The sequence below is a fragment of the Micromonospora cynarisoli genome, assembly GCF_030518815.1.
GTDB lineage: Bacteria > Actinomycetota > Actinomycetes > Mycobacteriales > Micromonosporaceae > Micromonospora > Micromonospora wenchangensis.
Genome location: NZ_CP130426.1, coordinates 5,520,950 through 5,546,329, shown reverse-complemented (window position 1 = coordinate 5,546,329; position 25,380 = coordinate 5,520,950). Strand labels below are relative to the sequence as shown.

The 25,380-nt window shown below is 73.3% G+C and carries 21 protein-coding genes and 1 pseudogene; 8 read left to right on the top strand and 14 right to left on the bottom strand.

The window, feature by feature from the left end; translation table 11 throughout:
- Window positions 1-75: 75 nt before the first annotated feature.
- The 3 genes from Q2K16_RS24420 to Q2K16_RS24410 form a co-directional block, all read right to left on the bottom strand.
- Entirely contained in the window at window positions 76-1,470 is a 1,395-nt protein-coding gene (locus tag Q2K16_RS24420; protein WP_302740454.1) for a glycoside hydrolase family 6 protein, read from the bottom strand.
- A gap of 298 nt (window positions 1,471-1,768) precedes the next feature.
- On the bottom strand, window positions 1,769-3,010 hold the full coding sequence (locus tag Q2K16_RS24415) for a hypothetical protein (RefSeq protein ID WP_302740453.1): 1,242 nt from the start codon (window positions 3,008-3,010) through the stop codon (window positions 1,769-1,771).
- Window positions 2,997-3,530, bottom strand: coding sequence for a SigE family RNA polymerase sigma factor (locus Q2K16_RS24410; RefSeq protein ID WP_302740451.1), 534 nt, complete (start codon window positions 3,528-3,530; stop codon window positions 2,997-2,999). Before Q2K16_RS24410 ends, Q2K16_RS24415 begins: the two co-directional genes overlap by 14 nt.
- A gap of 78 nt (window positions 3,531-3,608) precedes the next feature.
- On the opposite strand from Q2K16_RS24410, the pseudogene Q2K16_RS24405 reads away from it, so the two are divergent.
- Window positions 3,609-3,689, top strand: a pseudogene (locus Q2K16_RS24405) (DNA-binding response regulator); the annotation flags it as partial.
- Here Q2K16_RS24405 and Q2K16_RS24400 read toward each other — a convergent pair.
- The 9 genes from Q2K16_RS24400 to Q2K16_RS24360 form a co-directional block, all read right to left on the bottom strand.
- Entirely contained in the window at window positions 3,656-4,378 is a 723-nt protein-coding gene (locus Q2K16_RS24400; RefSeq protein WP_302740449.1) for an ABC transporter ATP-binding protein, read from the bottom strand. The pseudogene Q2K16_RS24405 and the gene Q2K16_RS24400 overlap by 34 nt on opposite strands.
- Window positions 4,375-5,382 (bottom strand): ABC transporter ATP-binding protein, encoded by a 1,008-nt coding sequence (locus Q2K16_RS24395; protein ID WP_302740448.1) that lies wholly within the window; start codon window positions 5,380-5,382, stop codon window positions 4,375-4,377. Before Q2K16_RS24395 ends, Q2K16_RS24400 begins: the two co-directional genes overlap by 4 nt.
- Window positions 5,379-6,278: an ABC transporter permease gene (locus Q2K16_RS24390; protein ID WP_302740447.1), complete on the bottom strand. Its 900-nt coding sequence runs from the start codon at window positions 6,276-6,278 to the stop codon at window positions 5,379-5,381. Before Q2K16_RS24390 ends, Q2K16_RS24395 begins: the two co-directional genes overlap by 4 nt.
- Complete coding sequence (locus Q2K16_RS24385; RefSeq protein WP_302740445.1) at window positions 6,271-7,284, bottom strand: ABC transporter permease; 1,014 nt, start codon at window positions 7,282-7,284, stop codon at window positions 6,271-6,273. The genes Q2K16_RS24390 and Q2K16_RS24385 overlap by 8 nt, the downstream gene beginning before the upstream one ends.
- On the bottom strand, window positions 7,281-8,912 hold the full coding sequence (locus tag Q2K16_RS24380; RefSeq protein WP_302740443.1) for an ABC transporter substrate-binding protein: 1,632 nt from the start codon (window positions 8,910-8,912) through the stop codon (window positions 7,281-7,283). Before Q2K16_RS24380 ends, Q2K16_RS24385 begins: the two co-directional genes overlap by 4 nt.
- Before the next feature lie 218 nt (window positions 8,913-9,130).
- Window positions 9,131-10,450, bottom strand: a complete 1,320-nt coding sequence (locus Q2K16_RS24375; protein ID WP_302740441.1) for a cellulose binding domain-containing protein — start codon at window positions 10,448-10,450, stop codon at window positions 9,131-9,133.
- 790 nt (window positions 10,451-11,240) lie between these two features.
- Complete coding sequence (locus Q2K16_RS24370) at window positions 11,241-12,500, bottom strand: ABC transporter permease (RefSeq protein WP_302740440.1); 1,260 nt, start codon at window positions 12,498-12,500, stop codon at window positions 11,241-11,243.
- The gene (locus tag Q2K16_RS24365) at window positions 12,497-13,153 is read right to left on the bottom strand and encodes an ABC transporter ATP-binding protein (protein ID WP_088643779.1); all 657 of its coding nucleotides are present in this window, start codon (window positions 13,151-13,153) and stop codon (window positions 12,497-12,499) included. The genes Q2K16_RS24370 and Q2K16_RS24365 overlap by 4 nt, the downstream gene beginning before the upstream one ends.
- Window positions 13,154-13,179: 26 nt before the next feature.
- Entirely contained in the window at window positions 13,180-14,433 is a 1,254-nt protein-coding gene (locus Q2K16_RS24360) for an efflux RND transporter periplasmic adaptor subunit (protein WP_302740438.1), read from the bottom strand.
- Window positions 14,434-14,522: 89 nt separating this feature from the next.
- On the opposite strand from Q2K16_RS24360, the gene Q2K16_RS24355 reads away from it, so the two are divergent.
- The 5 genes from Q2K16_RS24355 to Q2K16_RS24335 all read left to right on the top strand — a co-directional run bounded on the left by Q2K16_RS24355 (window position 14,523) and on the right by Q2K16_RS24335 (window position 18,028).
- Window positions 14,523-15,089: a hypothetical protein gene (locus Q2K16_RS24355; RefSeq protein WP_302740436.1), complete on the top strand. Its 567-nt coding sequence runs from the start codon at window positions 14,523-14,525 to the stop codon at window positions 15,087-15,089.
- Between the two features lie 211 nt (window positions 15,090-15,300).
- Window positions 15,301-16,080, top strand: coding sequence for a SigB/SigF/SigG family RNA polymerase sigma factor (locus Q2K16_RS24350; RefSeq protein WP_302740434.1), 780 nt, complete (start codon window positions 15,301-15,303; stop codon window positions 16,078-16,080).
- Between the two features lie 32 nt (window positions 16,081-16,112).
- Window positions 16,113-16,664, top strand: coding sequence for a hypothetical protein (locus Q2K16_RS24345; protein WP_302740433.1), 552 nt, complete (start codon window positions 16,113-16,115; stop codon window positions 16,662-16,664).
- Window positions 16,665-16,779: 115 nt separating this feature from the next.
- On the top strand, window positions 16,780-17,325 hold the full coding sequence (locus tag Q2K16_RS24340; protein ID WP_302740432.1) for a hypothetical protein: 546 nt from the start codon (window positions 16,780-16,782) through the stop codon (window positions 17,323-17,325).
- Window positions 17,303-18,028: a PP2C family protein-serine/threonine phosphatase gene (locus Q2K16_RS24335; protein WP_302740431.1), complete on the top strand. Its 726-nt coding sequence runs from the start codon at window positions 17,303-17,305 to the stop codon at window positions 18,026-18,028. Before Q2K16_RS24340 ends, Q2K16_RS24335 begins: the two co-directional genes overlap by 23 nt.
- Before the next feature lie 6 nt (window positions 18,029-18,034).
- Here the strand turns inward: Q2K16_RS24335 and Q2K16_RS24330 are convergent, their stop codons facing one another.
- Window positions 18,035-18,382 (bottom strand): STAS domain-containing protein, encoded by a 348-nt coding sequence (locus tag Q2K16_RS24330; RefSeq protein ID WP_302740429.1) that lies wholly within the window; start codon window positions 18,380-18,382, stop codon window positions 18,035-18,037.
- A 349-nt stretch (window positions 18,383-18,731) separates the two neighbouring features.
- Between Q2K16_RS24330 and Q2K16_RS24325 the strand changes: the two genes are divergently transcribed.
- On the top strand, window positions 18,732-21,281 hold the full coding sequence (locus Q2K16_RS24325; protein ID WP_302740428.1) for an FIMAH domain-containing protein: 2,550 nt from the start codon (window positions 18,732-18,734) through the stop codon (window positions 21,279-21,281).
- 137 nt (window positions 21,282-21,418) lie between these two features.
- Here the strand turns inward: Q2K16_RS24325 and Q2K16_RS24320 are convergent, their stop codons facing one another.
- Complete coding sequence (locus Q2K16_RS24320; protein WP_302740427.1) at window positions 21,419-22,057, bottom strand: DUF305 domain-containing protein; 639 nt, start codon at window positions 22,055-22,057, stop codon at window positions 21,419-21,421.
- 294 nt (window positions 22,058-22,351) lie between these two features.
- Between Q2K16_RS24320 and Q2K16_RS24315 the strand changes: the two genes are divergently transcribed.
- The gene (locus tag Q2K16_RS24315) at window positions 22,352-25,345 is read left to right on the top strand and encodes a 3-keto-alpha-glucoside-1,2-lyase-like domain-containing protein (protein ID WP_302740426.1); all 2,994 of its coding nucleotides are present in this window, start codon (window positions 22,352-22,354) and stop codon (window positions 25,343-25,345) included.
- The last annotated feature ends 35 nt before the right edge of the window (window positions 25,346-25,380 follow it).

The following is a 25,380-nucleotide window of genomic DNA, read 5'->3' as shown; positions in this document are numbered from 1 at the left end:
CAGCGGGGCCTGCCGGACGGCGACGGCCCGGCGCGGAGAGGGTCCTCCGCGCCGGGCCGTCGGGTGCCGGACGGGTCAGTTGGCCGCGCAGGTGGCCGTCGCACCGGGGCCGGTGCCGGTGCCCTGGAAGCCGAAGTTGGTCGACTGCCGGGCGCCGACCTGCCCGTTGTAGCTCACGTTGGTGAACCGGACGGTCCCGCTGGTGCCGCTGGACTGTGCGCTCCAGGTGCTGGTGACGGCGGCACCGCCGGGCAGGCTGATGCTGACGTTCCAGCCGTTGAGGGCGCTGTCACCGGCGGTGACCGTCACGCTCGCCGTGAAGCCGCCGTTCCACTGGTTGACCACCACCGACGCGGTGCAGCCGTTGCCGGCCGGCGGCGGCGTGGTGGGGGGAGCAGTGGTCGGCGGAGCCGTGGTGGGCGGCGGGGTCGTCGGCGGGGCCGTGGTGGGCGGCGCGGTGGTCGGCGGGGTCGTCACCGGCGGGTTGGGTGCGCCGTTGGCCAGGCTGAAGGCCAGGTCCGGCTGGAACGAGCCGGCGGTGTAGCGGCAGCCGTCGGCCTCGCCCGGCGGCTTCACCCAGAGGTACGCGTCGATGTTGTTGTCGCCGGTGTTGGTCGTCGGGTACTGCCCGATGCGGCGGTCGGTGTTGTCGTCGCCGCACCAGTCACCGCTGGCCCCACCGTTGCGGCTGGTGTCGATGACCTGGCGCTTGCCCGAGATGCCCATGCCGTTGAGGGCGGAGATGACGTTCCGGCCGAAGTTCGCCTCGCTGGCGGTGGGGTTGAAGTTCGACACGTTGGTGAAGAAGCCGTCGGCGTACTGCACGCCGGCCGCCCGCAGGCGGTTGGCCGTCTCGTTGGCGCTGTTCCAGGTGGAGTGGCCGCCGTCGAGGTAGACCTTGGCGTTGGGGTTGGCCGCCTTGAGGGTTCGGGTGGCCGTCGAGATCGCCTGGTTACGGGCGTTGATCTCGTTGCTGTTCAGGCAGGTCAGCAGGGCGAGCGAGTCGGTCTCCAGGATGATGATGACCGTCTGGTTGCCCAGCCCCCGGGCGAAGTTCGACACCCAGGTCTGGTACTGGTTGAGGTCGGGTGCGCCGCCGGCGCTGGCCCCGCCGCAGTCCCGGTTGGTGATCTCGTAGATCGAGAGCACCGGGATCTGCCCCGCGGAGTTGGCGGCGCCGACGAACGACGCGGCCTCGGACTGCGCGGTCGACGGGTTGAAGTTGGCGAACCACCGGGCCTGCGGCTGGCTGGCGATCTTGTCGCGGATGACGCCGACCCGCGAGTCGCCGGGGTTGGCGGCGACCCAGCGGACGACGGCCGTGGTCGGGTCGCGGTAGAGCGGTCCGGATATCGTCCCGGCGGAGGCGGTGCCACCGGCGAGGACTACGCCGGCGGCGGTGACGCCCGCGACGGCCGCCACGCTGAAGGCCGCCACCGATCTGCGGCGGAGCGAGGAGAGGGTAGCCACGACGTGTTGCCTCCTGATCACATAGATGTTTCTACATGGGAGCGTTCCCACGACGGTAGCCGAGGCGTGCGCCGCTGCCAAGACGTACGACCCACCCATTAAGACATCGACCGACTTCACCGGCCGGCCGGGCCGGGCGGCAGCGTACCGCCGGTGCGGTTGCCCGACGACGCAAACGGGAGGCGGCGGCACCCGGAAACGGCGACAGCGGCACCGCCGTCGTGCGCGGTGCCGCTGTCGCCGGGGGCGCTCGGCCCCGACCCCTGCCGGGTGCCGACCGCCGGAGTCGACGGTTCCGTTACGGCCGGAGGGCCTGCGCGGCCGGGGTCCAGGTCGACTCGTCCCTGACGTCGGCGACCCTGATCCCCCTGGCGATCTTCTCCAGCTCGGCCAGCGGCAGCCTGTTGCCCAGGCCCATCCCGCTGACCTGGAGGACGACCGAGCCGTCGGCGTTCCAGATGTTGCAGAAGCCGCCACCTGCGGCGTCGTCACCCGGCACCCGCCGGTCCGCGCCGGGGTAGCACTTCGTCACGCCCGGCTCCGGGGACTGGTTCGAGCTGCTGCCCGGCGTGACGAAGATGTGGAAGCCGTCCTTGATGCCGTTCTCGGCCGCGTCGTACGGCGCGGTCAGGCCCGAGGTGGGCGCGGCCGGCCGGGTGTACGTCGCGCCGCCGTAGTCACCGGCGCGGGCCGCGGCGATGCCGCTGAGGCCGGGCATGGCGTGCGTGCCGGACTGCAACGGGCGGTAGCCGCCCGGCACATAGCCCACGGTGAACGGCACCGTGGCCGGCTTCGGCCGGCTGGGCTTCAGGCCGCCGACCAGGCCGCCGAGTTCCTGGAAGCTGGGCGAGGCCACCGAGCTGGAGAACGACGTCACCGCCGCCCAGGCGTCGGGGGCGTACTCCCAGGCGAGCAGCTTGTTGCCCTCGTCGACCGGCTTGCTCGGATCGAGGCCGACCGGCAGGGTCGCCTGCACGGCCCGGTGCCCGGCCACGGTGACCTTCCGGCCGTTCCTGATCCCGGCCGGGTCGAAGACGCCCGGCCGGTACACGGTCAGGTACGCCCACAGGCTGGGCTTGCCCCCGGCGGCCCGCTTCTTGCGCTCGACGGCGTCGCCGCCCGCCTCGACCTCGTCGGCGGTGACCGGCTTGTCGTTCGAGGTGTGACCGTCGGAGTAGACCGAGGCGATCTGGTAGCCGACGGACGCGACGATCGGGTCCTGCACGTGCAGCGTGCCCGCGTCGTACCCCCGGAAGGAGAAGGTGAACGGCGGGGCGTCGGCCCAGCGGGCCTCGGCGGGGGCGGCGGCCGCCGCGCCCACCGGGGGCGGCGCGGCGGTGGTGTCCCGCCCCGCGCCCAGGGTCGGCAACGCGAACGCGCCGGCGACCGCGACCACGACCAGGCCGGCCGCGCCGGCCGAGGCGAACCCGGCCCGGCGACGCCGCTGCGCCCGCCGCCCCGCCGCGACGATGTCGTCGGCGGTACGGGTCATCGGTGGCTCGTGAGCGGTCACCGCGTCCACGAATTCATGCAACTGCACTGGTCCACTCCTCGATCGAATTCCCGGTGAGACTGATGCGTTCGGCGGCGAGCGACTCGCGCAGCTTCGCCAGGCCCCGGAAGACCTGGCTCTTGGCGGTGCCCACCGTGCAGTCGAGGACGCCGGCCGTGTCCTCCAGGCTCAGGCCCAGGTAGTGCCGGAGCACCACGGCGGCCCGCTGCCGGGCCGGTACGGCGTCGAGCGCCGCCCGCAGGCGCATCCGCTCGTCGGTCGCGTCGGCCGGGTCACCCAGCGCGACGTCCGGCATGGCGTCGCCGGACGACCGCTCCCGCCGCCAGGGCCGCCGGGTCTCGTCGACCGCGGCCCGGTAGACCATCGTCTTGACGTAGAGATCGGGCCGTTCCAGCTTCCGCCAGCGGGGATAGAGCTTGACCAGGGCGTTGGCCACGGCGTCCTCGGCCGCGTGCCAGTCGCCGCAGGTCATGTACGCCAACTTGCGTAACGACGCCATCTGCGACGTCACGAACTCGCGGAACGCCTGTTCGTCTTCGGCTCTCACGTCGACTGCCTCCTTGTGCCGGAGGTAGAACGGAGCCACCGGCCCGCGGAGTTGCACGGCCCGGTCAAATAGTTGCCGGACCACGCTGCGGCGCTGCTCGACAGCGGGGACCGACGCCGGGTCGGCTACCTGCTCAAGGACCGGGTCGCCGACGTCGCGTCGGGCACCGACGGCCCCGGCAGGTCCACCACCCGGGTCGCCCAGCGGGCCAGCAGCGCCGGATCGTGGGTGATCAGCAGCACGCCCGCGCGGTGCCGACGCTGGTAGTCGGTGACGACTGCCGCCACGTGGGCCTGGGTGGAGGCGTCGAGCATGGCGGTGGCCTCGTCGCAGAGCAGGTGGTCGGGGCGGTGCACGAGGGCACGGGCCAGGCAGGCGCGTTGCAGCTGCCCGTCGCTGACCGCGTGCGGACGCCGGGTGAGCAGGTCGGGGGTGAGCCCGACCAGGTCGGCCAGTTCGGCCGTCCGGGCGGTCACCTGCCCGACCGGTGTCCCGGTGGCGCGCAACGGTTCGGCGATCAGGTCGGCCAGGCTCAACCGGGGGTCGCTGGCGGCGCGGGGGCTCTGGAACAGGATCGCCACCCGGGTCCGTACGGCGGCGGGCAGCCGGTGCCGGACCCCCGCGACGGGTTCGCCGTCGAGGGTGACCCGGCCGCCGTCCGGGGCGTGCAGGAAGGCCAGCACCCGGGCGAGGGTGGACTTGCCGCTGCCGGAGGGGCCGCGCAGGCCGACCGTCTCCCCGGGGGCGACGTGCAGGTCGACGCGGTCGAGCACGCGCTGCCGGCCGTAGTGGACGGTGACCTGGTGCGCGGCGAGCCCGGCGGGCGGATGGTCGGCCGTGGTCGTCATGCCGCTGCCCCCGGCGTGAGCGGGTGGTGGCAGGCGACCTGCCCGCTGCCGTCGGCCGCCGGGCGGGGCGGGGTGCGGCAGGTGTCGGTGGCCCGGGGGCAGCGCGGGGCGAACGAGCAGCCGTGGGGCAGGTCGGTGAGCATCGGCGGGTGACCGGGCACCGGGGTGAACGCCCGGTCGGGCAGGGCGTCGAGCAGCCCGGCGGTGTAGGGGTGGGCGGGCCTGTCGAACAGGTCCGGGGTGGGCCGGTGTTCGACGACGCGGCTGGCGTACATGACGGCGACGGTGTCGGCGACGCGGCGGGCGGCGGCGAGGTCGTGGGTGATGAGCAGGACGGCGGCCCCGGCGTCGCAGCGGCGGCGCAGCAGGTCCAGGGTGTGCTCCACCAGCGGCCGGTCGAGGCCGGTGGTGGGTTCGTCGGCGAGCAGCAGCGGCGGGTCGGGAGCCAGCGCCAGGGCGGTCGCCAGCCGCTGGGCCATCCCCCCGGACAGCTCGTGCGGGTACCGGTCGAGGTCGGCGGGGTGCAGGCCGACGTCGGCGGCGGCCCGTCCGGCGGCGTCGGCGACGCTGCGGCGGGGGTGCCCGTGGGCGCGCAGGGTCTCCTCCAGCAGCCGCCGGCCGGTGCGCACCGGGGTGAGGGCGGTGGCCGGGCTCTGCGGGACGAGGCCGACGACCCGCCCCCGGACGTGCCGGGCGAGGTGCCGTTCGCCTGCCGCGACCAGGTCGACCGGGGTGCCGTCCGCCTGGTGCAGGTGGGCGTGCCCGGTGATGGTGGCGTTGCGGGGCAGCAGGCCGAGCAGGGCGTGCGCGAGGACGGACTTGCCGCAGCCCGACTCGCCGACCACGGCCAGCAGTTCGCCGGGGTGCAGGGCGAGGCGCAGGTCGGTGACGGCGTGCACGACGGCGTCGGGAAGGCGGAACCGGACGGTCAGCCCGTCGACGGTCAGCAACGCCGGCCGGCGGCCGGCGGCGGTGGGCACGGTGCCGGTCGCGCTCGCGGTCACAGCTGCAACTCCGCCCGTACGCGGGGGTCGAGGCGGTCCCGCCAGCGGCCGGTGAGCACGGCCAGGGCGAGGGTGACGGCGACCAGGGCGAGGCCGGGGACGATGCTGGCCCACCACGCGCCGGTGAGCAGGGACCGCTGGCCGTCGTTGATCATGTTGCCGATGGAGGCGAGGTGCGGCGGCAGGCCCAGGCCGAGGAAGGACAGCGCGGTCTCGTGCCAGACGGCGTGCGGCACCATCAGCGTGGTCGCCAGCGCGAGCCGGGGCAGCACGTGCGGCAGCAGGTGCCGGGTGAGCACCCGGGCGCGGCTCGCCCCGCCGGAGATCGCGGCGTCAACGAACGGGCGGGACCGCAGGCTGAGCAGTTCGGAGCGGACGATGCGGGCGGTGGAGAGCCAGTGCGTCAACGCGATCGAGGCGACGACCGCGCCGAGGCTCGGCCGCAGCATCGCCACGATGAAGATGCCCAGCAGCAGGTGCGGCAGGGCGGCGACGGTGTCGACGACCCGCATCAGCACCCGGTCGACGCGCCCACCGACGCTGCCGGCGACCGCGCCGACGAGACCACCGATGACGGTGGCGACCAGCGCGGCGACCACCCCGACGAGCAGCGAGACGCGCAGCCCGTAGAGGCTGCGCAGGGCCACGTCCCGGCCCAGGTCGTCGGTGCCGGCCAGGTGCGAGGGCGAGGGCGCGAGCCGGGTCCGGGCGAGGTCGACCGCGCTCTGGTCCAGCGGCCAGAGCAGGGGCGCGGCCAGGCAGGCGACGACCGCGACGACGAGCACGGCGGCGGCCACCCCTGCGCCGGCCCGTCCGCCCCGCAGCAGGGTGGACGGCCGGCGCGGCGGCAGGCGTCGGGCGGGTGGTGCGGCCGGTGGTGGGGCGAGGTCAGTCATCGAGGCGTACCCGGGGGTCGGCGGCGGCGTAGCCGAGGTCGGTGGCCAGGTTCGCGGCCAGCACCACCACGGTGGTGGCCAGGGTGGTGGCGGCCAGCAGCGGGAAGTCGGCGCCCAACGCCGCCGCAACGGTGACCGCGCCGAGGCCGGGCAGCGAGTACACGGTCTCCACCAGCACCGCGCCGCCGACGAGTTCGGGCAGGTGGGTGCCGACCAGGGTGAGGAAGGGCAGCAGCGCCGTCCGCAGCGCGTGGCCGAACAGGACGGTACGGCCGGGCAGCCCCCGGGCGCGGGCGGCCAGCACGTGGTCGTCGCGCAGGCTCTCGGCGACGGCATCCCGGACGAACAGCACGAACCACGGCGTCTGGGAGATCGCCAGCACGGTCACCGGCAGCACCAGGTGCCGGGCCACGTCGGCCGGGTCGGTGCCGGTCGCGGTGAGGTCGGTGAGCCCACCGGCGGGCAGCCAGCCCAGGGTGAGGGCGAACACGGCGATCGCGGCGAGCCCGAGCCAGAACACCGGCATCGACTGCACGGCGTACGCGACGGACCGCAGGGCGCGGTCGAAGACACCACCGCGCCGGTACGCGGCGAGGGTGCCCAGCAGCACGCTCGTCAGCAGGACGAGGGCGAGGGCGAGGCCGACGAGCAGCAGGGTCCAGCCGGCGCGGGCGGCCAGCACGGAGGTGACCGGTTCGTGGCGGCTGGTGGACCAGCCGAGGTCGCCGCGCAGCAGGTTGCCCACCCAGCGGGCGTACTGCACCGGCAGCGGGTCGTCGACGCCCCAGTTCGCGCGGAGCTGGTCGAGGTTCTCCTGGCTGGTGGTGAAGGCCGCCGCGCCCGCGTACTGCTGGGCCGGGTCGATCGGGGAGGCCGCGCCGAGGGCGAACATGCCCATGCTGGTCGCGGCGAGCACCGGTACGGCGACCAGCAGCCGGCGGCGGATCATGACCCCGGCCCCGGCGAGCCGTCGACGGCGGACCGGTGGTGGGGCCGGTGCCGTCACGACGTCTTCTCCCAGGTGTGCACGTTCCACCAGATGCTGTTGGCGACGTCGTGCTCGTGCGGCTCGACCCGGGGCGTCACCCCGGTCACGGTGTCGCGCACCACGTAGGTGTGTTGCAGGTAGGTGAGGAACACCCACGGCACGTCGGCGGCGAGCTGCTTCTGGAAGGTGGCGTACGCGGCCCGTCGGGCGGCCGGGTCGGCGGTGTCCCGGCCGGCCTGTAGGGCGGCGTCGACGGTGGCGGACCGGTAGGAGCCGGGGTTGAAGAAGCCCTGCCCGGCGAAGGTCGATCCGAACAGTTTGAACGAGACGAAGTCCGGGTCGTACGGCGTGCCGTACCCCATGACCAGCGCGTCGGTCCCCATCCGGGGGGTGATCGCGTCCCAGGTGAGGCCCTGCGGGGTGACCGCGACGCCGATCTTCCTGGCGTCGGCGGTGACCGCCAGGGCCAGTTCCTTGCGCAGGCTGTCGGTGGCCGGGTACATCAGCGTGAACGCGGCCTGCCGCCCGGCCTTGGCGCGGATGCCGTCCGGGCCGGGGGTCCAGCCGGCGGCGTCGAGGATGGCGGTGGCGGCGGCCCGGTCGGCGGTGGGCCGTCCGGTGACCGACGGCTCGGCGAACTCGGAGGTGGGCGGCACCGGGCCGAACGCCGGCTCCCCCGCCCCGCCGAGCACCCCGGTCACCATGGCCTGCCGGTCCACCGCCGTGCTCAGCGCCCGGCGGACCGCCAGGTCGCCCAGGACGGGGTTGCCCAGGGGCAGCATCACGCCCCGGTAGTCGGCGGTGGGGACCTTGCGCACCTGGTGACCGCGCTGGCCGTCGAATCCGGTCGCCAGCTTCGGCGGCAGTTCGGCCGCGTCGAACTCGCCGGCCCGCATCCGCTGTGCGCGGACGTTGTCGTCGGCGACGAACGCGACCACCACGCCCGGGTTCGCCGGCTTGCCACCCCAGTACCGCTCGTTCGCCGCCAGCACCAGCCGGTCTCCCGGCGTCCAGGACGTCATCCGGTACGGCCCGGTGCCGATCGGCCTGCGGTTGAACTCCGCCCGGTTGACGTCCTGCCCGGCGAACGCCTTCGCCGGCACGATGCCCAGCGCCAGCCGCTGCACGAACGGGGCGTACGGGTGTTTCAGGGTGAAGACCACGGTGGCCGGGTCGGGGGCGGCGACGGAGGCGAGCATGTCGAGGTCGGAGCGGAGCGTCGAGTCGACCTTCGGGTCCAGCACCGCCTGGTAGGTGAAGACGACGTCCTCGGCGGTGAGTGGGCTGCCGTCGTGGAACAGCACCCCCTCGCGCAGGGTGGCCGTGACCGTCCGGCCGTCCGCCGACACCGTCGGCAGTTGCCGCGCCAGGGCGGGCACGAGCTGGTTGCGGGCGTCCCGGGCGACCAGTCCGTCGAAGATCAGTGACGCGCCGTCGGGGCCGTAGTTGAGCACCGGGTTGAGGGTGTCGGGCTCACCCGCCGTGGCCACCACGACCGGGCCGTTCCCGGTGCGGCCGGTCGACGACGGCGTCGGGGAGGCACAGCCGGCGACGACGGCCAGGACGACGCCGAGCAACGCCGGCACGCGTACGGACCGGGACGTGGGGTGCTCCGACGGGATCGCGTCCGTGCGCCTGGGTCCCACCGGCAGCTCCCTCGGGTCGTGGATCGACGCAGGGGCGGGCACTCGGGCCAGCTCGGATCATCGCAGGCCCGGGTACCCGCCACTACTGCCACTATCGCGTAGTTGCCAGATCTTGGCAATAAGCCCCGCCCGGACGGCACGTCCGCGACACCGACCGGACCCGGAACGGACGGCGGGCCCGGAGCCGGGTGGCTCCGGGCCCTTGAGGGCGTCCGCGGTCAGGAGATGGCGCAGGTGACGTTGCCGGGCGGCGGGGTGCCGTTGCCGGTGGCGGTGAACCCGAAGGTGGTCGACCCGTTGGGCGCCAGCGCGCCGTTGTAGTCGGCGTTGCGGACGGTGACGTTGCCTGTGGTGCCGCTGTTGACGCCGTTCCAGACGCTGCTGATCGCCTGGCCGCTGCCCAGGCTCAGGCCCACGGCCCAGCCGGTGATCGCGCCGGAGCTGGTGTTGGCCACGGTGACCTCACCCTGGAAACCGCCGGGCCAGCTGTTGACCGCCTTGTAGGTGGCCGTGCAGCCGCCGGGCCCGCTGGTGGGCGGGGGCGTGGTCGGCGGAGGAGTGGTCGGCGGGGCGGTGGTGGGCGGCGGGGTCGTCGGCGGAGCGGTGGTCGGCGGGGCCGTGGTCGGCGGCGTGGTGGACTGGAACTGGCTGAAGAAGCGCCAGATCTCCCCCGACGTCCAGGTCCGCGAGTCGTTGGGGGTGCCCGACCCGTCGACCGGGCTGGGGGTGTGGTCACCGTCGAACGCGGCCCACTGCACCGGGAAGCCGGAACGGCAGCCCGAGTAGGTGGTGGTGATGTGGGTGAAGCTGTTCAGGGCCGGCTCGCGCGGGCTCTGTGCGGTGCACCCGTTGTTCCGGACGAACGTGTCGCGCAGCGACCGTCCCATCGAGATGTTCAGCACGCTGTCGTGGGTGCCGTGGATGCCGAAGTACGGCACCGGCTGGGTGCCGCCGTTGCAGCCGCTGAGCTGCGCGCCGGACAGCACGGCGACCGCGCGCACGACGGTGGGGCGGGCGCAGGCCACCGCGTAGCTCATCGCGCCGCCGTAGCTCCAGCCCAGCACGAACCGCTGGCTGGTGTCGACGCACAGGTCGTTCTCGACCTGGCGGAGGATGTCGTCGAAGAGGGTCAGGTCCCGGCCGTTGGTGTTGGCCCACCCGGCGTCGATGCCCTGCGGGGCGACGAAGATCGTGCTGTTGTTCGACAGCGGCAGCAGGCCGTAGTAGCCGGCCGAGGAGACGTTCTGCGCCGAGCCGTTCAACCAGTGGAAGCCGACGACCAGCCGGTACTGGCGGTTGCGGTCGTAGCCGTCCGGGATCCGCAGGATGTAGCTGCGGTTCTGGCCGCTGCTGGTGATCGTGCGCGTCCCGTTGCTCAACGTGGGGGCCTTGCCGCAGCCCGCCGTCGCCGCCAGGGTGCCGTTCGTCGCCGCCTCCGCCGTCGCGGAGAGGCCGCCGTTCAGCGCGCCGCCGACGGTCGCCGCGAGCAGGACGGCCGCGGCGGCGATGGTCGGGAGTAGGTGTCTGTGTCTGACCATTGCTTGGCTCCTTGCCATGGGTCTGGTGTCCCGGTGGTGGGTACGCGGAGTCGACCCGGCGGTGCCCGGCGGGGACGGCGGGATGCGGAGAGGGACCCGCACCCGTCTCCTCGCCCGGCGGGGCGACTCGGGTGGGCGGACGCGCCCGTTCGGCGCGGACGGCACGACGGCTCGGTGGAGCGGCCCGGACTTGGTCGTCGACCGGCAGGGCGGCGCGAGGGGTGCCCTCGTGTGCCGCTGCCGACGGACTGGGACGACGGGAAGCGTGCCCTTCGCTCCCGGCCGAAAGATAGCAGGTTATCGATAACATACTCAACCGGACGGGCGCTGCCGGCTGCCGGATCGGGTGTGTCGACGCACCACGACGCGACCTCCGCGCCCCGGCCGATCGACCCGGTGCGCCGGACCCGGTCGACCCGCGACGACCCGCCCACCGCCGCCCCGGCCGCACCGTCCTCACTGGTCAGCAGCCTTGTCGGGGAGCACCGCCAGCGGATCGGCGAGCACCGGACAGACCCTCGACCGACCCTCCGACGACCGGGGGCCTGCCCGCACCGGGACGGGTCGACCGGCCCCGGAACCGACAGCCGTTCTCGAAACTATCGGTCCGCGCAGGTCGCAACTTTCTGGATCTGGCCCGGCCGACGCATGTGACCGTTAACGCCGGCCGGCAGGACGCGGGCGAACCCGCAGCCACCCGCGGCACCCGCCGGTCGGGACGGACGCCCGACCGGCGGCGGGTCCGGCCCGTACGCCGGACCCGCCGCACCGGACCCGCCGCCGACCCGGCTCAGACGCTGGCGAGCGCCTCGGTCGGCGGCAGGGCGGCGGCCCGCATCGACGGATAGACGCCGGCCACCACGCCCACCACCGCCGCGCCGCCCAGCCCGGCCAGCGTCGAGGCGAGCGGGATCACCACCGGCCACTGGTGGTACGCGGCGTAGCCGGCGGTGACGGCCAGCCCGAGCAGCGTCCCGACGATCCCGCCCAGCGACGCCAGGGCCACCGACTCGGTGAGGAACTGGCCACGGATCTGGCCCCGGTGCGCGCCGAGCGCACGGCGCAGGCCGATCTCGGCCCGTCGTTCCAGCACCGAGATGACCATCGTGTTGGCCACCCCGATCCCACCCACCAGCAGCGCCACCGCGGCCAGGGCGAGGAACAGCGACGAGAAGGCGTTCTCGGTGGCGCGCTTCGCGGCCAGCGCGTCGGAGGGGCGGCTGACCAGTACGTCGGCCGGGCTCTGCGGGCTGACCGTCTCGGGCAGCACCGCCCGGACCTGCTCCACCGCCGGCTCCAGCGACCGGATGTAGAGCACCGTGGGATGCCCGTCGAAGCCCAGCTCGGACTGCGCGGCCGGCCAGCCGACCAGCACCGACCGGTCGATGTCCGGCAGCAGCGGTACGGCGGCCAGGATGCCGACCACGGTGAACCACCTGTCGCCGATCATCACCTGCTGGCCGGGCCCACCCCCGGCGGGCACGTCGAGTACCCCCAGCCGGGCCGCCGCGACCGCGCCGAGCACCACGGTGGGGAAGCGCTCCGTCGCCGGGGTGAGCCAGCTGCCGTGCTGGACCCGGGCGTTGATGATCGGGAGCAGGTCGAGCCGGCTGGCCAGCACCGTCAGACCGGAGCCGTCGTCGGGGTCGGTACGGTCGGAACGGCGGACCAGCCGGTGGGTGTTGGCGACCGCGCTGACGCCGGTCACCGGCCCCACCCGCCGGACCATGGCGGTCGACTCCGTCGGCAGCAGCGCCGGCGGGTCCTGGTCGGGCAGCGCCCGCACCTCCAGCATGTTCGTGCCGAGCGCGGAGAGTTCCCGCATCAGCTGGGCCTGGCTGGAGGCGGGGATGCCGGTCACCACGATCATCGTGGCGATCCCGATGGCGATGCCGAGCGCCGACAGCGCGGCCCGGGTGCGCCGGGTACGGATGCCGAGCAGCCCCAGCCCGAGCAGGTCGGTCACGGCCAGCCGGACCGGCCGGGCGGCGTCGCGGGCCGTGCCCGGATGCGCGCGGTGGGGCGTACCCCCGGTGGTGGGTGTGCTCATCGGGGCGTCACCACCCGGCCGGAGTCGGCGACCAGGTGGCCGTCGCGCAGCTCCACCCGGCGGGGCAGGCGGGCGGCGATGTCCCGGTCGTGGGTGATCACGGCGATGGTGGTGCCCTCGGCGTGCAGCCGGTACAGCAACTCCAGGACGGCCTGGCCGGTACGGGTGTCCAGCGCGCCGGTGGGTTCGTCGGCGAGCAGCAACGCCGGCTGGTGGACCAGGGCTCGGGCGATCGCCACCCGCTGCCGTTCCCCGCCGGAGAGCTGGTGCGGCAGGTGGGTGACGCGGTGCGCCAGGCCGACCCGGTCCAGCGCCGCGAGGGCCAGCGGTCGGCGGTCCCGGCGGGGCACCCCGGCGTAGAGCAGGCCGGTGGCGACGTTCTCGGCGGCGGTGAGCCCGGCGGTGAGGTGGAACTGCTGGAAGACGAAGCCCAGCCAGCGCCCGCGCAGCGCGGACAACTGCCGGTCGGAGAGCCCGGCGACGTCGAGGCCGCCGAGGTGCACCGTGCCGGAGGTCGGCCGGTCCAGCGTGCCCATGATGTGCAGCAGGGTCGACTTGCCGGAGCCGGACGGGCCGACGATGGCCAGCATCTCGCCCTCGGTGATGTCGAGCGAGACGCCGGCGAGGGCGGTGACCCCGCCCGGATAGCGCATGGCGGCGTCGCGTACGGCCAGCACGGTCACGAGGCGGTCACCACCGCGAGGTCCTCGGTGATCCCGTCGCCGGAGACCTCGACCATCCCCTTGGCGAACATGCCGGTGGTGACGGCGACGAACCGTCCACCGTCGGCCAGTTGCAGCGCGTAGCCGCCCTCGCTGAGCGCCACCAGCGCGCCGACCGGTACGGCGAGGACGCCCTCCCGGGTCTCGCCGGCCAGGTCGACCTGCACGTCGGCGGCGTCGATCCCGGTCAGGTCGTCGTCCACGGTCACCGTGACGGCCCGCTTCGGCGTGGCGGTCGGGCCGGGGGCGTCGTCCTGGGTGACGGCGGTGGCGACCGCCGAGACGGTGCCGTCGACGGTCTTGTCGCCCGGCAGCGTCACCGTCACCCGGTCGCCCCGCCGGATCGTGCCGGCCTCGGCCACGTCGGCCTGGACGGTGATCACCTTCGCGGTCGGCGTGACGGTCAACAGCGGCGTCTCGGCGGGGTCCCCGCGCAGCGCGGTGACGGCGTCGACCCGGACCGCGCCGGGCAGCACGGCCACGTCGCCGACGGCGATCCGGCCGGTCACCGGCAGTTCGGCGTCCTGCTGCCAGCGCTTGATGGCCCGCATCAGCGAGCCGGTCAGCACCCCCTCGCCCTTGCGGACGACGACCCGGGCCGGGGCGGCAGCCGTCGGCGTGGGTGCCGCGGCAGCACCCTGGCCGGACGTGCCCCTGTCCGGCTCCGGTGCCGCCTTCTGCTGCCCGGCGGGCGGTGCGGAGGTGCCGGACTTCACCGGCCGGGAGACCTTCTCCCCCGGTACGGGCTGGTAGCCGATCTCGTACCCCAGCGCCTTGAGGTTGGTGGCGACGATCCGCACGTCGCGGCCGACCGTGCCGGGTTCGGCCAGATCGCGGTAGAGCGGCAGGCCGCCGTAGAACAGCGGCACCGGCTGGTCGTCGATCCGGTAGAGCTGTTTGCCCCGGGTGACCGTCGCGCCGGCCGGCGGCAGCCAGGTGACCGTCCCGCTGCGGCCACCCTTCACCGGCTCCGGCCGCCCGTACCCGAGGGTGCCGGTCAGCGACACGGTGGTGGCGAGGTCGGTCCGCACGACGGTGGTGGTCTGCACCGGGACCGGCGGGTCCCCGCCGGTGGTGGCCGGAGCACGGTGGACGGACCAGACGACGCCGCTGGCGACGACCGCCACCACCAGGGTCAGCACGGCCGGGACGACGACGCGTCGACGGGTACGGCGCGGTGGGCTCTGCGCTGGTGACTGTTCTGTTGACACGCCGCGAGCATGGCGACGGTTCTTCAGAAACCTGTCAGGATCGGCGAATCCACACGGGTTCCTGACATCACGCCCCGACCGTGGGCAGCATGTCGCACACGTTTCTCACCACGGCCCGTCGCTCCGCCCTACCGGCGCTGGTGGTCGGTTGTCTGCTCGCCGGTTGTTCCGCCGCCCCGACGGACGACCGGGCCGACGGCTCACGGGTGGCCTCGGTGCAGAGTCCGACCGCCCGTGCCACCGGTCCCGCCGACGTGGAGGACCAGCGTCCGCTGATCCCCCTCGACGCCACGAACGACGAGATCGAGGCGCTGCGGGCGGCCTGGGGACGGTGTGTGGCGAAGGAGGGCGGCCCCGGCTACGAGGACGGCCGGAGCGTGATCTGGAAGGAGAGCCAGAACGACCCGAAGGCGAGGCGGGTACGGGCGGCGTGCCGGTCGACGGAGCCGGAGTTCTTCGAGGAGCGCCAGAAGCGTACGGACAACGCGGCGTTCCGGGACAACCAGCGCGAGTGGTACCGGTGCGCCAAGCAGGCCGGTTACCGGCTGACCGCGCCCGACGAGGACGGCGAGTTCGGCATCACCGAGGTCGGCCCGAACGGTGACTTCCAGTCGCCCAAGATGACGGCGTGCCGGCGGGAGGCGTTCCGCAGGTGACCGGGACGTCGGGCGGCCCGCCAGCCCAACATCCACCGTTCGGCTGGCAATTCACCATTCGTTCGGGTAGCGTCGCGTCCAACGAATGGATTACATGACGCGGTGACCATGCCCGTGATCGTGACCCTGCGACAGCGCGCAGCCCGTCCGCGTGCTCCGGCGTCAGCCGATGCGTCGCCTCCGATCAGCGGGCACCTGCGGAAGGTCCAGCATGCTCAGCACCTCCGAACCGATCCTCGCCCCGGACGGCACCGCCGCCGACGACCTGGTGGCCACGATGGCCGCCCTGCCTGTCGACGATCCGCGTCGCCCCGCGCTGCGGGCCCGCGCCATCGAGGCGTGGCTGCCGCTCGCCCGGCACCTGGCCCGCCGCTACGCCGGGCGCGGCGTCCAGGACGACGACCTCACCCAGACCGCGGCGGTCGGGCTGATCAAGGCGGTCGACCACTTCGACCCGGCCCGGGGCGTCGCCTTCACCGGGTACGCCGTGCCCACCGTCATCGGTGAGATCAAGCGGTACTTCCGGGACCGCACCTGGTCGGTGCGGGTCCCCCGCCGGCTCCAGGAGCTGCGCCTGGCGATCAGCGAGGCGAACGGCACCCTCGCCCACACGCTGGGGCGGTCGCCGACCGTCGCCGACATCGCCGGCTACCTCGACCTGTCCGAGGAGACCGTCCTGGAGGGGCTGGAGGGGGCCTGCGCCTACCGGGCGACCTCGCTGTCCACCCCCATCGGCACCGACGGCGGCATGGAACTCGCCGACACCCTCGGCACCGAGGACCACGACCTCGAACTCGTCGAGATCCACGTCGCCCTCGGCCCGGCCCTCGCCGCCCTGCCGGAACGGGAACGCCTGATCCTGACCCTGCGGTTCCACGGTAACCTGACCCAGTCGGAGATCGCCGACCGGGTCGGCATCTCCCAGATGCACGTCTCCCGGCTGATCAGCCGGGCGCTGGCCACCCTGCGCGGCCGGCTCACCGACGGGTGAGTACGGCGGGCGACCACGGGTAATCCGCGCCCATGGCGCGCTACACGAAACCCGAGCTGCGCGAGCAGCTCAAGGAGGAGATCCGGGCCGGCGACCGGGGCGGACGACCGGGCCAGTGGTCGGCCCGCAAGTCGCAGCTGCTGACCCGCGAGTACCAGCAGCGCGGCGGCGGCTACCAGGGCCCACGGGACGAGCGGCAGCAGTCCCTGCGCCGCTGGGGGGACCAGAAGTGGCGGACCAGACGGGGCACCACCCGGGCCCGGCACGACGGCGAGACCGACAGGTACCTGCCCGACGAGGCGTGGAAGCAGCTCTCCCCGCAGCAGCAACGGGCCACCGACGTGCGCAAGCGCCGGGCGTCGACCTCCGGCCGGCAGTACGTGGCCAACACCGGCCCGGCCAAACGCGCACGCCGCAGCGTCACCTCCGGTGGCTCGCTGACCGAGCTGACCGTCGCCGAGGCGACGAAACACGTCCGCGATCTCGACACCGCACAGCTCCGGGCCGCCCTGCGGGCCGAGCGCCGGGGCAAGGGCCGTACGACGCTGATCCGCCGGCTGGAGTCCGCGCTGGCCCGCCGCTGACCGGACCGACAGGCCGTGGCCGCCGGGCCCCCGCCCGTACGGCGGCCCGGGGCGGGACCGCTGCCGCCCGGTCGCCCGTGAGGCGGCGGGCACCGGGAGTGCCTATGCTCCACAGGTGGAGGACAGCGAGCAGGCCGTGCTGGCCGAGATGCTGCAGTCGGCCGAGGACGCCGCGCCGGTCGAGGCGGTCGAGGCGGTCACCGGGGCGATCGCCACGGCGTTGGACGCGCTCGGTGTCTCGTTGCTGATCGCCGATCTCAGCGGTCGGGCCCTGGTCCGGCTGACCCACCAGCCGGGCGTCGCCGGGCCGGGCCGCCGCCAGGGCGAGGAACTCGCCGAGGTGCTGCCCTTCGACGGCGGCCCCTACGAGCAGGTGGTACGTCACCAGGTTCCCCGGGTGCTTCCCGGCGACGGGCGGTGGACGCTGCTCGCCCCCGTCACCGAACGTGGCGAGGCCATCGGCCTGCTGGAGATCGACCTGCCCGCCGAGCCGGACGCCGAGGTGGTCGAGCGGGTCGCCCGTACCGCGCACGCGCTGGCGTTCGTGGTGATCGCCAACCGGCGGCACACCGACCTGTTCGAGTGGGGGCAGCGCAGCACCCCGTTCACCCTCTCCGCCGAGATCCAGCGTCGGCTGCTTGCCCGCCTCGTTCACCTGTGAGGCCGGGGCGTTCGCCCTGTCCGGCTGGTTGGAACCGGCCGCCAGCGTGGGCGGGGACACCTTCGACTACAGCGTGGCCCGGGACGTGCTGCACGTCAGCGTCACCGACGCGATGGGGCACGGGGTCGCCAGCGCGCTGACCGCCACCCTCGGGGTGGGCAGCCTGCGCAACACCCGCCGCCGGGGGTTGGGCCTCACCGGTCAGGCCGAGGAGGCGAACCGCGCCGTCGCCGAGAACGCCAACGTCCGTGGCGCGTACGTGACGGCGGTGCTGGGCCGGATCGACCTGCCCACCGGGCGCTGCGAGCTGCTCAACGCCGGGCACGTCCCACCGATGCTGGTCCGCGACGGCCGGGCCACGATGCTGGAGCTGCCCGGCAACTTTCCGCTTGGCATGTTTCCCGAGGCGGGGTTCCGCAGCGGGGAGATCGTCCTGCGGCCCGGTGACCGGCTGGTCGTGGTCACCGACGGGATGCGCGAACGCAACGCCGCCGATCTCGACCTGCCCGCCGCCCTGCACGACATCGCGTCGCTGCACCCCCGCGAGGCGGTCCGGGCGCTGTCGGACGCGGTGCTGGCCACCGCCGGCCCGGACCTGACCGACGACGCCACCCTCATGATCATCGACTGGTACGGCGACCACGGGCCGCGCCGCAGCACGGCCGGTGCGGACACCGACCGGGCCAGCGCCCCGTCCCGGTGAGGACGCTCACGCCGCCGGGGCCGCCGCCTCGGCGTCGCGCACCGTGTCGAAGATGGTGATGACCTGGTCGACCGAGGTGATCGACAACACCGTGCGGACCGACCGGCGCACCCCGGCCAGCCCCAGCCAGCCGTTGCGTTCCCGCAGTTCACGGTAGGCGACCACCAGCGCGCCGAGGCCGCTGGAGTCCATGAACCCGACGCCGGTCAGGTCGACCACCACCACCCGGGCGCCGCCCTCGACCACCTCGCGTAACCGTTCCCGCAGTTGGGGGGTGGTGCTCATGTCGAGGTCACCGGCGACTTCGACCACCGTGCCGGCCCCCTCCCGGCGGGTCGACAGCGTGAATTCCACCTGAACCCCCTTCGTCTAGGCGTACCGGACATCCGGTGACGCAGCGCGTCGTACCCCACGGTGCCAGAAACCGAACATGAGCGCTCGGAGACGTCCGCCGGGCGTCCGGCGCGGCCGGGGGTGTGGGCGGTGCCTCGACGAGTGGCGTAAGGACCGGGGCGGCGGCTCCTACGACTGTCGTGACCTGCGTGAGCGCCCGGGAGCAATTGCGTACGGCTTGCCGCGCAAACACGTACATAGCTCACCTGGGCGTCTTGACCAGCACCGCATCGTCGGTACGGTCCTTACTCACGCGACGCGTTTCTCCCTATGTGGACGTCGCGGCTGGTCTTCGATCGGAAGGCGACACATGACAACTCCCCCAACCACCAGGGCACGCCGGGGTCGACGGACCCTCGGCCTGATAGCCGCAGGGCTGCTGCTGGCCGGCGCGCTCCCCGGCACCGCGTCGGCGGCGGAGCCCGATCCGCGCGTCGGCCTCGGCGGCGGCTGGCTCGACGCACAGTCCGCGATCAGCAACCTCGAACACGTCGCGCACCGCGACAAGCCCGCCGGGTTCGTCGACCCGACGAACCCGGGCAACGGCGGGTACTACAACTCGGATCTCGCCTTCGGCGGCCGGTACGCCTTCCAGGGCAACTACAACGGGTTCACCGTCGTCGACGTCGCCGACCCGGCCGAGCCGACGCTCGTCACCAGCGTCGTGTGCCCCGGTGGGCAGGGCGACCTCTCCGTGCACGGCAACCTGCTGTTCATGTCGGTCGAGGAGAGCCGGGGCCGGGTCGACTGCGGCACCAACCCCAACGTCGGCACCCGGTTCCAGGGGGTGCGGGTCTTCGACATCAGCGACGTCCGCAACCCGGTGCAGGTGGCGGCCGTCCAACTCTGCCGTGGCTCGCACACGCACTCCGTGGTGACCGACCCCCGCGACGCCGACAACGTCTACGTCTACGTCTCCGGCACCACCTCGGTACGGCCGGCGACCACGATGGAGGGTTGCAACAACAACGCCGCCGACGGGGAGAACCCGTCGCGGTGGCGAATCGACGTCATCAAGGTGCCGGTGGCCGCGCCGCAGGACGCCGCCGTGGTGAACCAGCCGAGGCTGTTCCAGGACCCGGTCACCGGTCGGGTCGACGGCCTCCAGAACGGCCCGGTCACGCCCCGGCACCCGTCCGGGTCGACCTGGTCGCCGACGCCGAACACCAACGCCTGCCACGACATCACCGCGTACCCGGAGATCGGGCTGGCGGCCGGCGCGTGCCAGGGCAACGGCATCCTGATCGACATCTCGGACCCGGCGAACCCGAAGCGGATCGACGAGGTGGCCGACCCGAACTTCGCGTACTGGCACTCGGCGACGTTCAACAACGACGGCACCAAGGTGATCTTCACCGACGAGTGGGGCGGTGGCAGCGGCGCGCGTTGCCGGGACACCGACCTGCCGCAGTGGGGCGCCAACGCCATCTTCGACATCGTCGACCGGAAGATGACCTTCGCCAGCTACTACAAGCTGCCGGTGCCCCAGTCGTTGCAGGAGAACTGCGTCGCGCACAACGGCTCGCTGATCCCGGTGCCCGGCCGCGACGTCATGGTGCAGGCCTGGTACCAGGGCGGCATCTCGGTGTTCGACTTCACCGACTCGAAGAACCCGCACGAGATCGCGTACTTCGACCGGGGCCCGGTCAACCCGAGCGCGCTCGTGCTGGGTGGTTTCTGGTCGGCGTACTGGTACAACGGCAACCTGTACGGTAACGAGATCGCCCGGGGCTTCGACGTGTTCGCGCTGAAGCCCAGCGCCCACCTGTCGGCGGCGGAGATCGAGGCCGCCACCCAGGTGAAGCTCGCCGGGTTCAACGCCCAGGGGCAGCCGAAGATCAGTTGGACGCCGAGCTTCGCGCTCGTCCGCGCCTACCACGACCAGGGGGTACGGGCCGGCGCGATCGACCAGGCGTTGAGCGCGGAGGTCGACACGGCCCTGGGCCGGGCCAGCGGGTTCGCCGCCGAGGGCAAGCGGTTCGCCGCCGAGACGCAACTGCGGACGCTCGCCGACCGGCTGGACGCCGCGGCGTACGGGACGCTCCGCCAGGCCGTGGTGGACCTCGCGGACACCTTCAACCCCCGGGTCTCCGCCACGGTCGGCCCGGCCGAGCCGACCGGCAACAACGGCTGGTACACCGATGCCGTCACGCTCACCCTGACCGGCCTGATCCCCGGCATGTGGACCGGCCAGTACTCCGTCGACGACGGCGTGACCTGGGTGGACGTGCCGGCCAGCGGCGTCGCGACGATCAGCGCCGAGGTGAAGGGTCCGGTGCGCTACCGGGCGGTCGACGCGGCCGGCAACACCTCCCGGCAGGGCAGCCAGTGGCTCAAGATCGACCGGACCGCCCCCGAGGTGCAGGTGTCCGGGCTGACCGAGGGCACGACGTACGGCGACTCCGGCACGGTGACGGTGGACTGGACGGTCACCGACACCGGTTCCGGGCCCGGCATCAACCCCGACAGCGCGCTGCTGGACGGCAAGCGGGTCGCCCGGGGGGCGACGGTCACCCTGTCCGGCCTCCCGCTGGGCAGCCACACCCTGACGGTGACCGCGAAGGACAAGGCCGGTAACACCACCAACCGGTCCGTCACGTTCACCACCGCGACGTCCTTCGCCGACCTCCAGGCCCTCGTCGACGGCTACCGGTCCGCCGGCACCGTCAGCGCGGGCAACGCCGACAAGCTGACCACCAGCCTCGGCAAGGCCGGCGCGGCGGCCGGTAGCGGCCAGCCGGCGGAGGCGGTCACCCACCTGACCGCCTTCCTCGACCAGGCCCGCGCGCTCAACGCCATCGGGGCGCGCAACCTGCTGGTCCGCGACGCCCAGGCGCTGATCGACCAGTTCGACAGGTGACCCGCCCGGCCCGACCGGGCCGACGGACCGCCTGAACCCGGGGCCTGCCCAGTGACGCTGGGCAGGCCCCGGCCGTTCCGGCACGGGCCGGCGGCGGGGGCTGGCCCGGCGACCGGGTGCGGCCGGCGGACACCCGATCAGCCGAGCTTGGCCAGCATCTGCTGCATGCGCTGGATCTCGATGCCCTGGTCGGCGTTGACCTCCCGGGCGAACTGGTCGCTCGCCGGTTCCAGGCCACCGCCGGCGGCGTACAACTGCTCCACCATGGTCAGTGCGCCCTGGTGGTGACGGATCATCGCGGTGAGGAAGAGCCTGTCGAACTCCGTACCGCGCGCCTGCTTGAGCTGCTCGAACTGGGCGGCGGTGAGCATTCCCGGCATGAGCGCGTCGTGCGCCGCCCCGTCGTGCGGACCGGCGGACGGTACGTTGCGCTCGGCGAGCCAGGTGCGCATCCGGGCGATCTCGTCGCCCTGCGACACCTCGATCCGCTTGGCCAGCAGCGTCACGTCGGGGCTGGTGGTGCGCCCGGCCAGCAGCGCGGTCATCGCCAGGGCCTGGGTGTGGTGCGGGATCATGCCCTGCACGAAGCGGCTGTCGGCGGCGGTGAACCCGGGCGGCGAGACCTGCGCCAGGTCGGTGCCGGACAGTTGCCGGCCCGGCTGGCCGGGTGCGCCGGGCTGCACCACGCGTGACGTCGGTGGTTGGTACGCCGGGTCGTCCCGGCCGGCCCAGACGGCGACGCCCACCGCCGTGCCGAGGACGGCCGTGGCGATCACACCGGAAACGACCACGCGACGGGGCAGCGGCACGGTTCACCTACCAGTCCTGGCTTGAGCTGCGCGGATTCCATGGGCATAGTGCCTCACCCCCGACCCCGCCCACCAGCCCACGAGCCGGTGGATTCGACCCGCCCCCGGTCGACTTTTGCACAACCATCGAAAAGTTTCCCCGAATCGATCCAAAGTGCTAGTGTCTGCGATCAATCTTCGGTGTGACGCGTTCCATACCGAACCGTCAACGGAAGAAAGTGGCGCGGTCCCCCGGCCGGGCCCACCACCACTGGAGGCACCATGACCACCCCGCACCGGCGGCGCAGATCCGCGCTCGTGGCCGCCGGCACCGCCCTGGAGACCGCGCTCGCCACCGGGTCCGTCGCCCCGGCCACCGCCGCCCCCGCCGCCGACCTGCCACCCCAGGAGCCCGGCGTCACCCTGCGTACGTACGACATGGGCACCTCACTGTCGGCGCTGTGCACCCTCAAGCCCGCCCAGACGCCCAACGTCGACAAGCTGATGCCGCAGGTCGACTGGAGCAGCACCGACGACTTCGGGTTGTCCGACCGGTTCGTCAGCCACGTCACCGGCAACCTCGCCGCCCCCGTCGACGGCACCTACGCCTTCCGCCTCACCAGCGACGACGGCTCCCGGCTGAGCATCGGCGACACCGTCGTCGTCGACCACGACGGGCTGCACGGGGAAACCGCCAAGGAGGGGTCGATCACCCTCACCGCCGGCCGGCACCCGCTGCGGATCGAGCACTTCGACAACGGTGGCGGCCAGGTGCTCCGGTTGGCGTGGCGACCGCCCGGCAGCAGCGACTTCACCCTCGTCCCGAACTCCGCACTGAGCACCGACGCCGGGGTGGTCCGGGTCACCGCGCCGGGCTGGAAGTACTGCGAGGGGGCCACCGACTCGGCCGGCGACGGCCTGCCGCTCGACCGGGTGCACCCCGGCTACACCCTCACCGACATCCGCCCCGACGGGTTCCGGCCGCAGGTCACCGGGATGGCGTTCCGCCCCGACGGCGCGCTCGTGCTGAGCACCTGGGGCGGCACCGACAACGCCACCGGCGAGATCTGGGTGGGCGAGGGCGTCACCGGCGCGACCGGCCCGGAGCAGGCGACCTACCACCGGTTCGCCGACGGGCTGCGGGAGCCGCAGGGCGTCGCCGTGGTCGACGGCACCGTCTACGTCAGCCAGAAAGACGAACTGACCGCGCTGCGCGACACCGACGGCGACGGCGTCGCCGACGACCGGCGTACGGTCGCCACCTGGCCGTGGGGCGGCAACTTCCACGAGTTCGCGTTCGGCCTGCTCTACCGCGACGGGTTCTTCCACCTCAACCTGTCGGTCGCGATCAACCAGGGCGGTGCCACCACCGTGCCGCAGCCCGCACCGAACCGGGGCACCTCGATCAAGGTCAACGCCCGGACCGGCAAGATCACGTACGTGGCGGGCGGGCTGCGCACCCCGAACGGGATCGGCTGGGGGCCGCGCGGCGAGGTCCTCGTCACCGACAACCAGGGTGGCTGGCTACCCGCGTCCAAGCTGGTGCAGATCCAGCAGGGGGCTTTCTTCAACCACTACACCACCCCCGACGGGCCGTACGACGACAAGCCGGTGACCCGGCCGATCGTCTGGCTCCCGCAGAACGAGATCGGCAACTCCCCGTCCAGCCCGGTGCTGTTGACGCAGGGCCCGTACGCCGGGCAGCTCGTCGTCGGCGACGTCACCTACGGCGGCCTGCAACGGGTGTACCTCGACGAGGTCGAGGGGCAGTACCAGGGGGCGGTGTTCCGGCACACGCAGGGCCTGGAGGCCGGCGTCAACGAGGTCACCCTCGGCCCCGACGGCGCGCTCTACGTGGGCGGCGTGGGTGCCGGCGGCAACTGGGGCCAGGAGGGCAAGCTCAGCTACGGCCTCCAGAAACTCACCCCCAACGGCACCTCGACCTTCGAGGTCAAGCAGATGCGGGCCACCGCCAACGGGTTCGACCTGGAGTACACCGAGAAGCTGTCGCCGGAGACCGCGCAACGGCTCGCCGAGGCGTACCAGGTGACGCAGTGGCGCTACGGGGCGACCAGCCAGTACGGCGGTCCCAAGCTCGACCTGGAGAAGCTCACGGTCACCAGGGCGGTGCTGGCGGCCAACGGGCGGACCGTCAGGCTGCGCATCCCCGGCCTCAAGGAGAACCGGGTGGTGCACGTCCGCTCGCCGCGCCCGTTCTCCGCCGCCGACGGTGAGCAGCTGTGGAACACCGAGGCCTGGTACACGCTCAACGAGATCCCCGGCCGGGTGGCCCAGCCGCAGACGTTCTTCGAGGCCGAGGAGGGTCGCACCGTCGGCGTCGGGATGGCCACCGACCACGCCGCCTACTCAGGTGCCGGCTTCGCCGCCGGGTTCGCCGACGACGGCTCGTCCACCCGGATCTCCGTCGACGTCCCCGAGGCCGGCAACCACGACCTGGCGATGCGCTACAGCAACGGCCCCAACCCGTTCTCCGGCCCCAAGCAACTCAGCCTGTACGTCAACGGCAAGCGGATCGAACAGACCGTCTTCCCGTCCACCGTCACCTGGGAGGAGTGGGGCACCGTCACCACCAAGGCGCACCTGCGCCGGGGCCGCAACATCGTCGAGTACCGCAAGGAGAGCGCCGACTCCGGTCACGTCAACCTCGACGTGCTCGCCGTCCGGCCGCGCGGGGAACGGATCACCCTGTTCGACGGCGGTGACCTCACCGAGTGGCAGCACACCGACGGGCGTGAACCGGAGTGGACGCTCGACGGCAACACCATGACCGTACGCGGCGGCGACCTGCGTACCGTGCAGGCGTTCGGCGACTTCCGGCTGCACGTCGAGTTCAACCTGCCGCTCTACCCGCCGGAGGTGACCGGCCAGCAGCGCGCCAACAGCGGCGTCTACCTCCAGGACCGCTACGAGATCCAGGTGCTCGACTCGTTCGGCATCGACCCGCCGCAGAACAACGACGCCGCCGCCATCTACACCCAGAAGGCGCCCGACGTGAACGCCGCCCGCCCGCCGCAGACCTGGCAGACGTACGTCATCGAGTACCGGCAGGCCCGCTACGACGCGGCCGGCGTCAAGGTGGCGAACCCCCGGGTCACCGTGGTGTGGAACGGCGTCACCGTGCACGACGACGTGGAGATCCTCGGCCCGACCGGCGGCAGCCGGCCGGAGGGTCCGGCGGCCGGCGCGATCCGGCTCCAGGACCACGGCAACCCCGTCCAGTACCGCAACATCTGGATCAAGCCGCTCGACGGGTGACCCCGGCAGGAGACGCGGCCGGGACCGTTTCGACG

What these genes read in the sequence shown, in the direction of transcription:
- Q2K16_RS24400 (WP_302740449.1), bottom strand. Translation starts at nt 4,378, where the DNA reads ATGACGACCACGGCCGACCATCCGCCCGCCGGGCTCGCCGCGCACCAG.
- Q2K16_RS24390 (WP_302740447.1), bottom strand. Translation starts at nt 6,278, where the DNA reads ATGACTGACCTCGCCCCACCACCGGCCGCACCACCCGCCCGACGCCTG.
- Q2K16_RS24375 (WP_302740441.1), bottom strand. Translation starts at nt 10,450, where the DNA reads ATGGTCAGACACAGACACCTACTCCCGACCATCGCCGCCGCGGCCGTC.
- Q2K16_RS24370 (WP_302740440.1), bottom strand. Translation starts at nt 12,500, where the DNA reads ATGAGCACACCCACCACCGGGGGTACGCCCCACCGCGCGCATCCGGGC.
- Q2K16_RS24365 (WP_088643779.1), bottom strand. Translation starts at nt 13,153, where the DNA reads ATGCGCTATCCGGGCGGGGTCACCGCCCTCGCCGGCGTCTCGCTCGAC.
- Q2K16_RS24355 (WP_302740436.1), top strand. Translation starts at nt 14,523, where the DNA reads ATGTCGCACACGTTTCTCACCACGGCCCGTCGCTCCGCCCTACCGGCG.
- Q2K16_RS24350 (WP_302740434.1), top strand. Translation starts at nt 15,301, where the DNA reads ATGCTCAGCACCTCCGAACCGATCCTCGCCCCGGACGGCACCGCCGCC.
- Q2K16_RS24345 (WP_302740433.1), top strand. Translation starts at nt 16,113, where the DNA reads ATGGCGCGCTACACGAAACCCGAGCTGCGCGAGCAGCTCAAGGAGGAG.
- Q2K16_RS24325 (WP_302740428.1), top strand. Translation starts at nt 18,732, where the DNA reads ATGACAACTCCCCCAACCACCAGGGCACGCCGGGGTCGACGGACCCTC.
- Q2K16_RS24315 (WP_302740426.1), top strand. Translation starts at nt 22,352, where the DNA reads ATGACCACCCCGCACCGGCGGCGCAGATCCGCGCTCGTGGCCGCCGGC.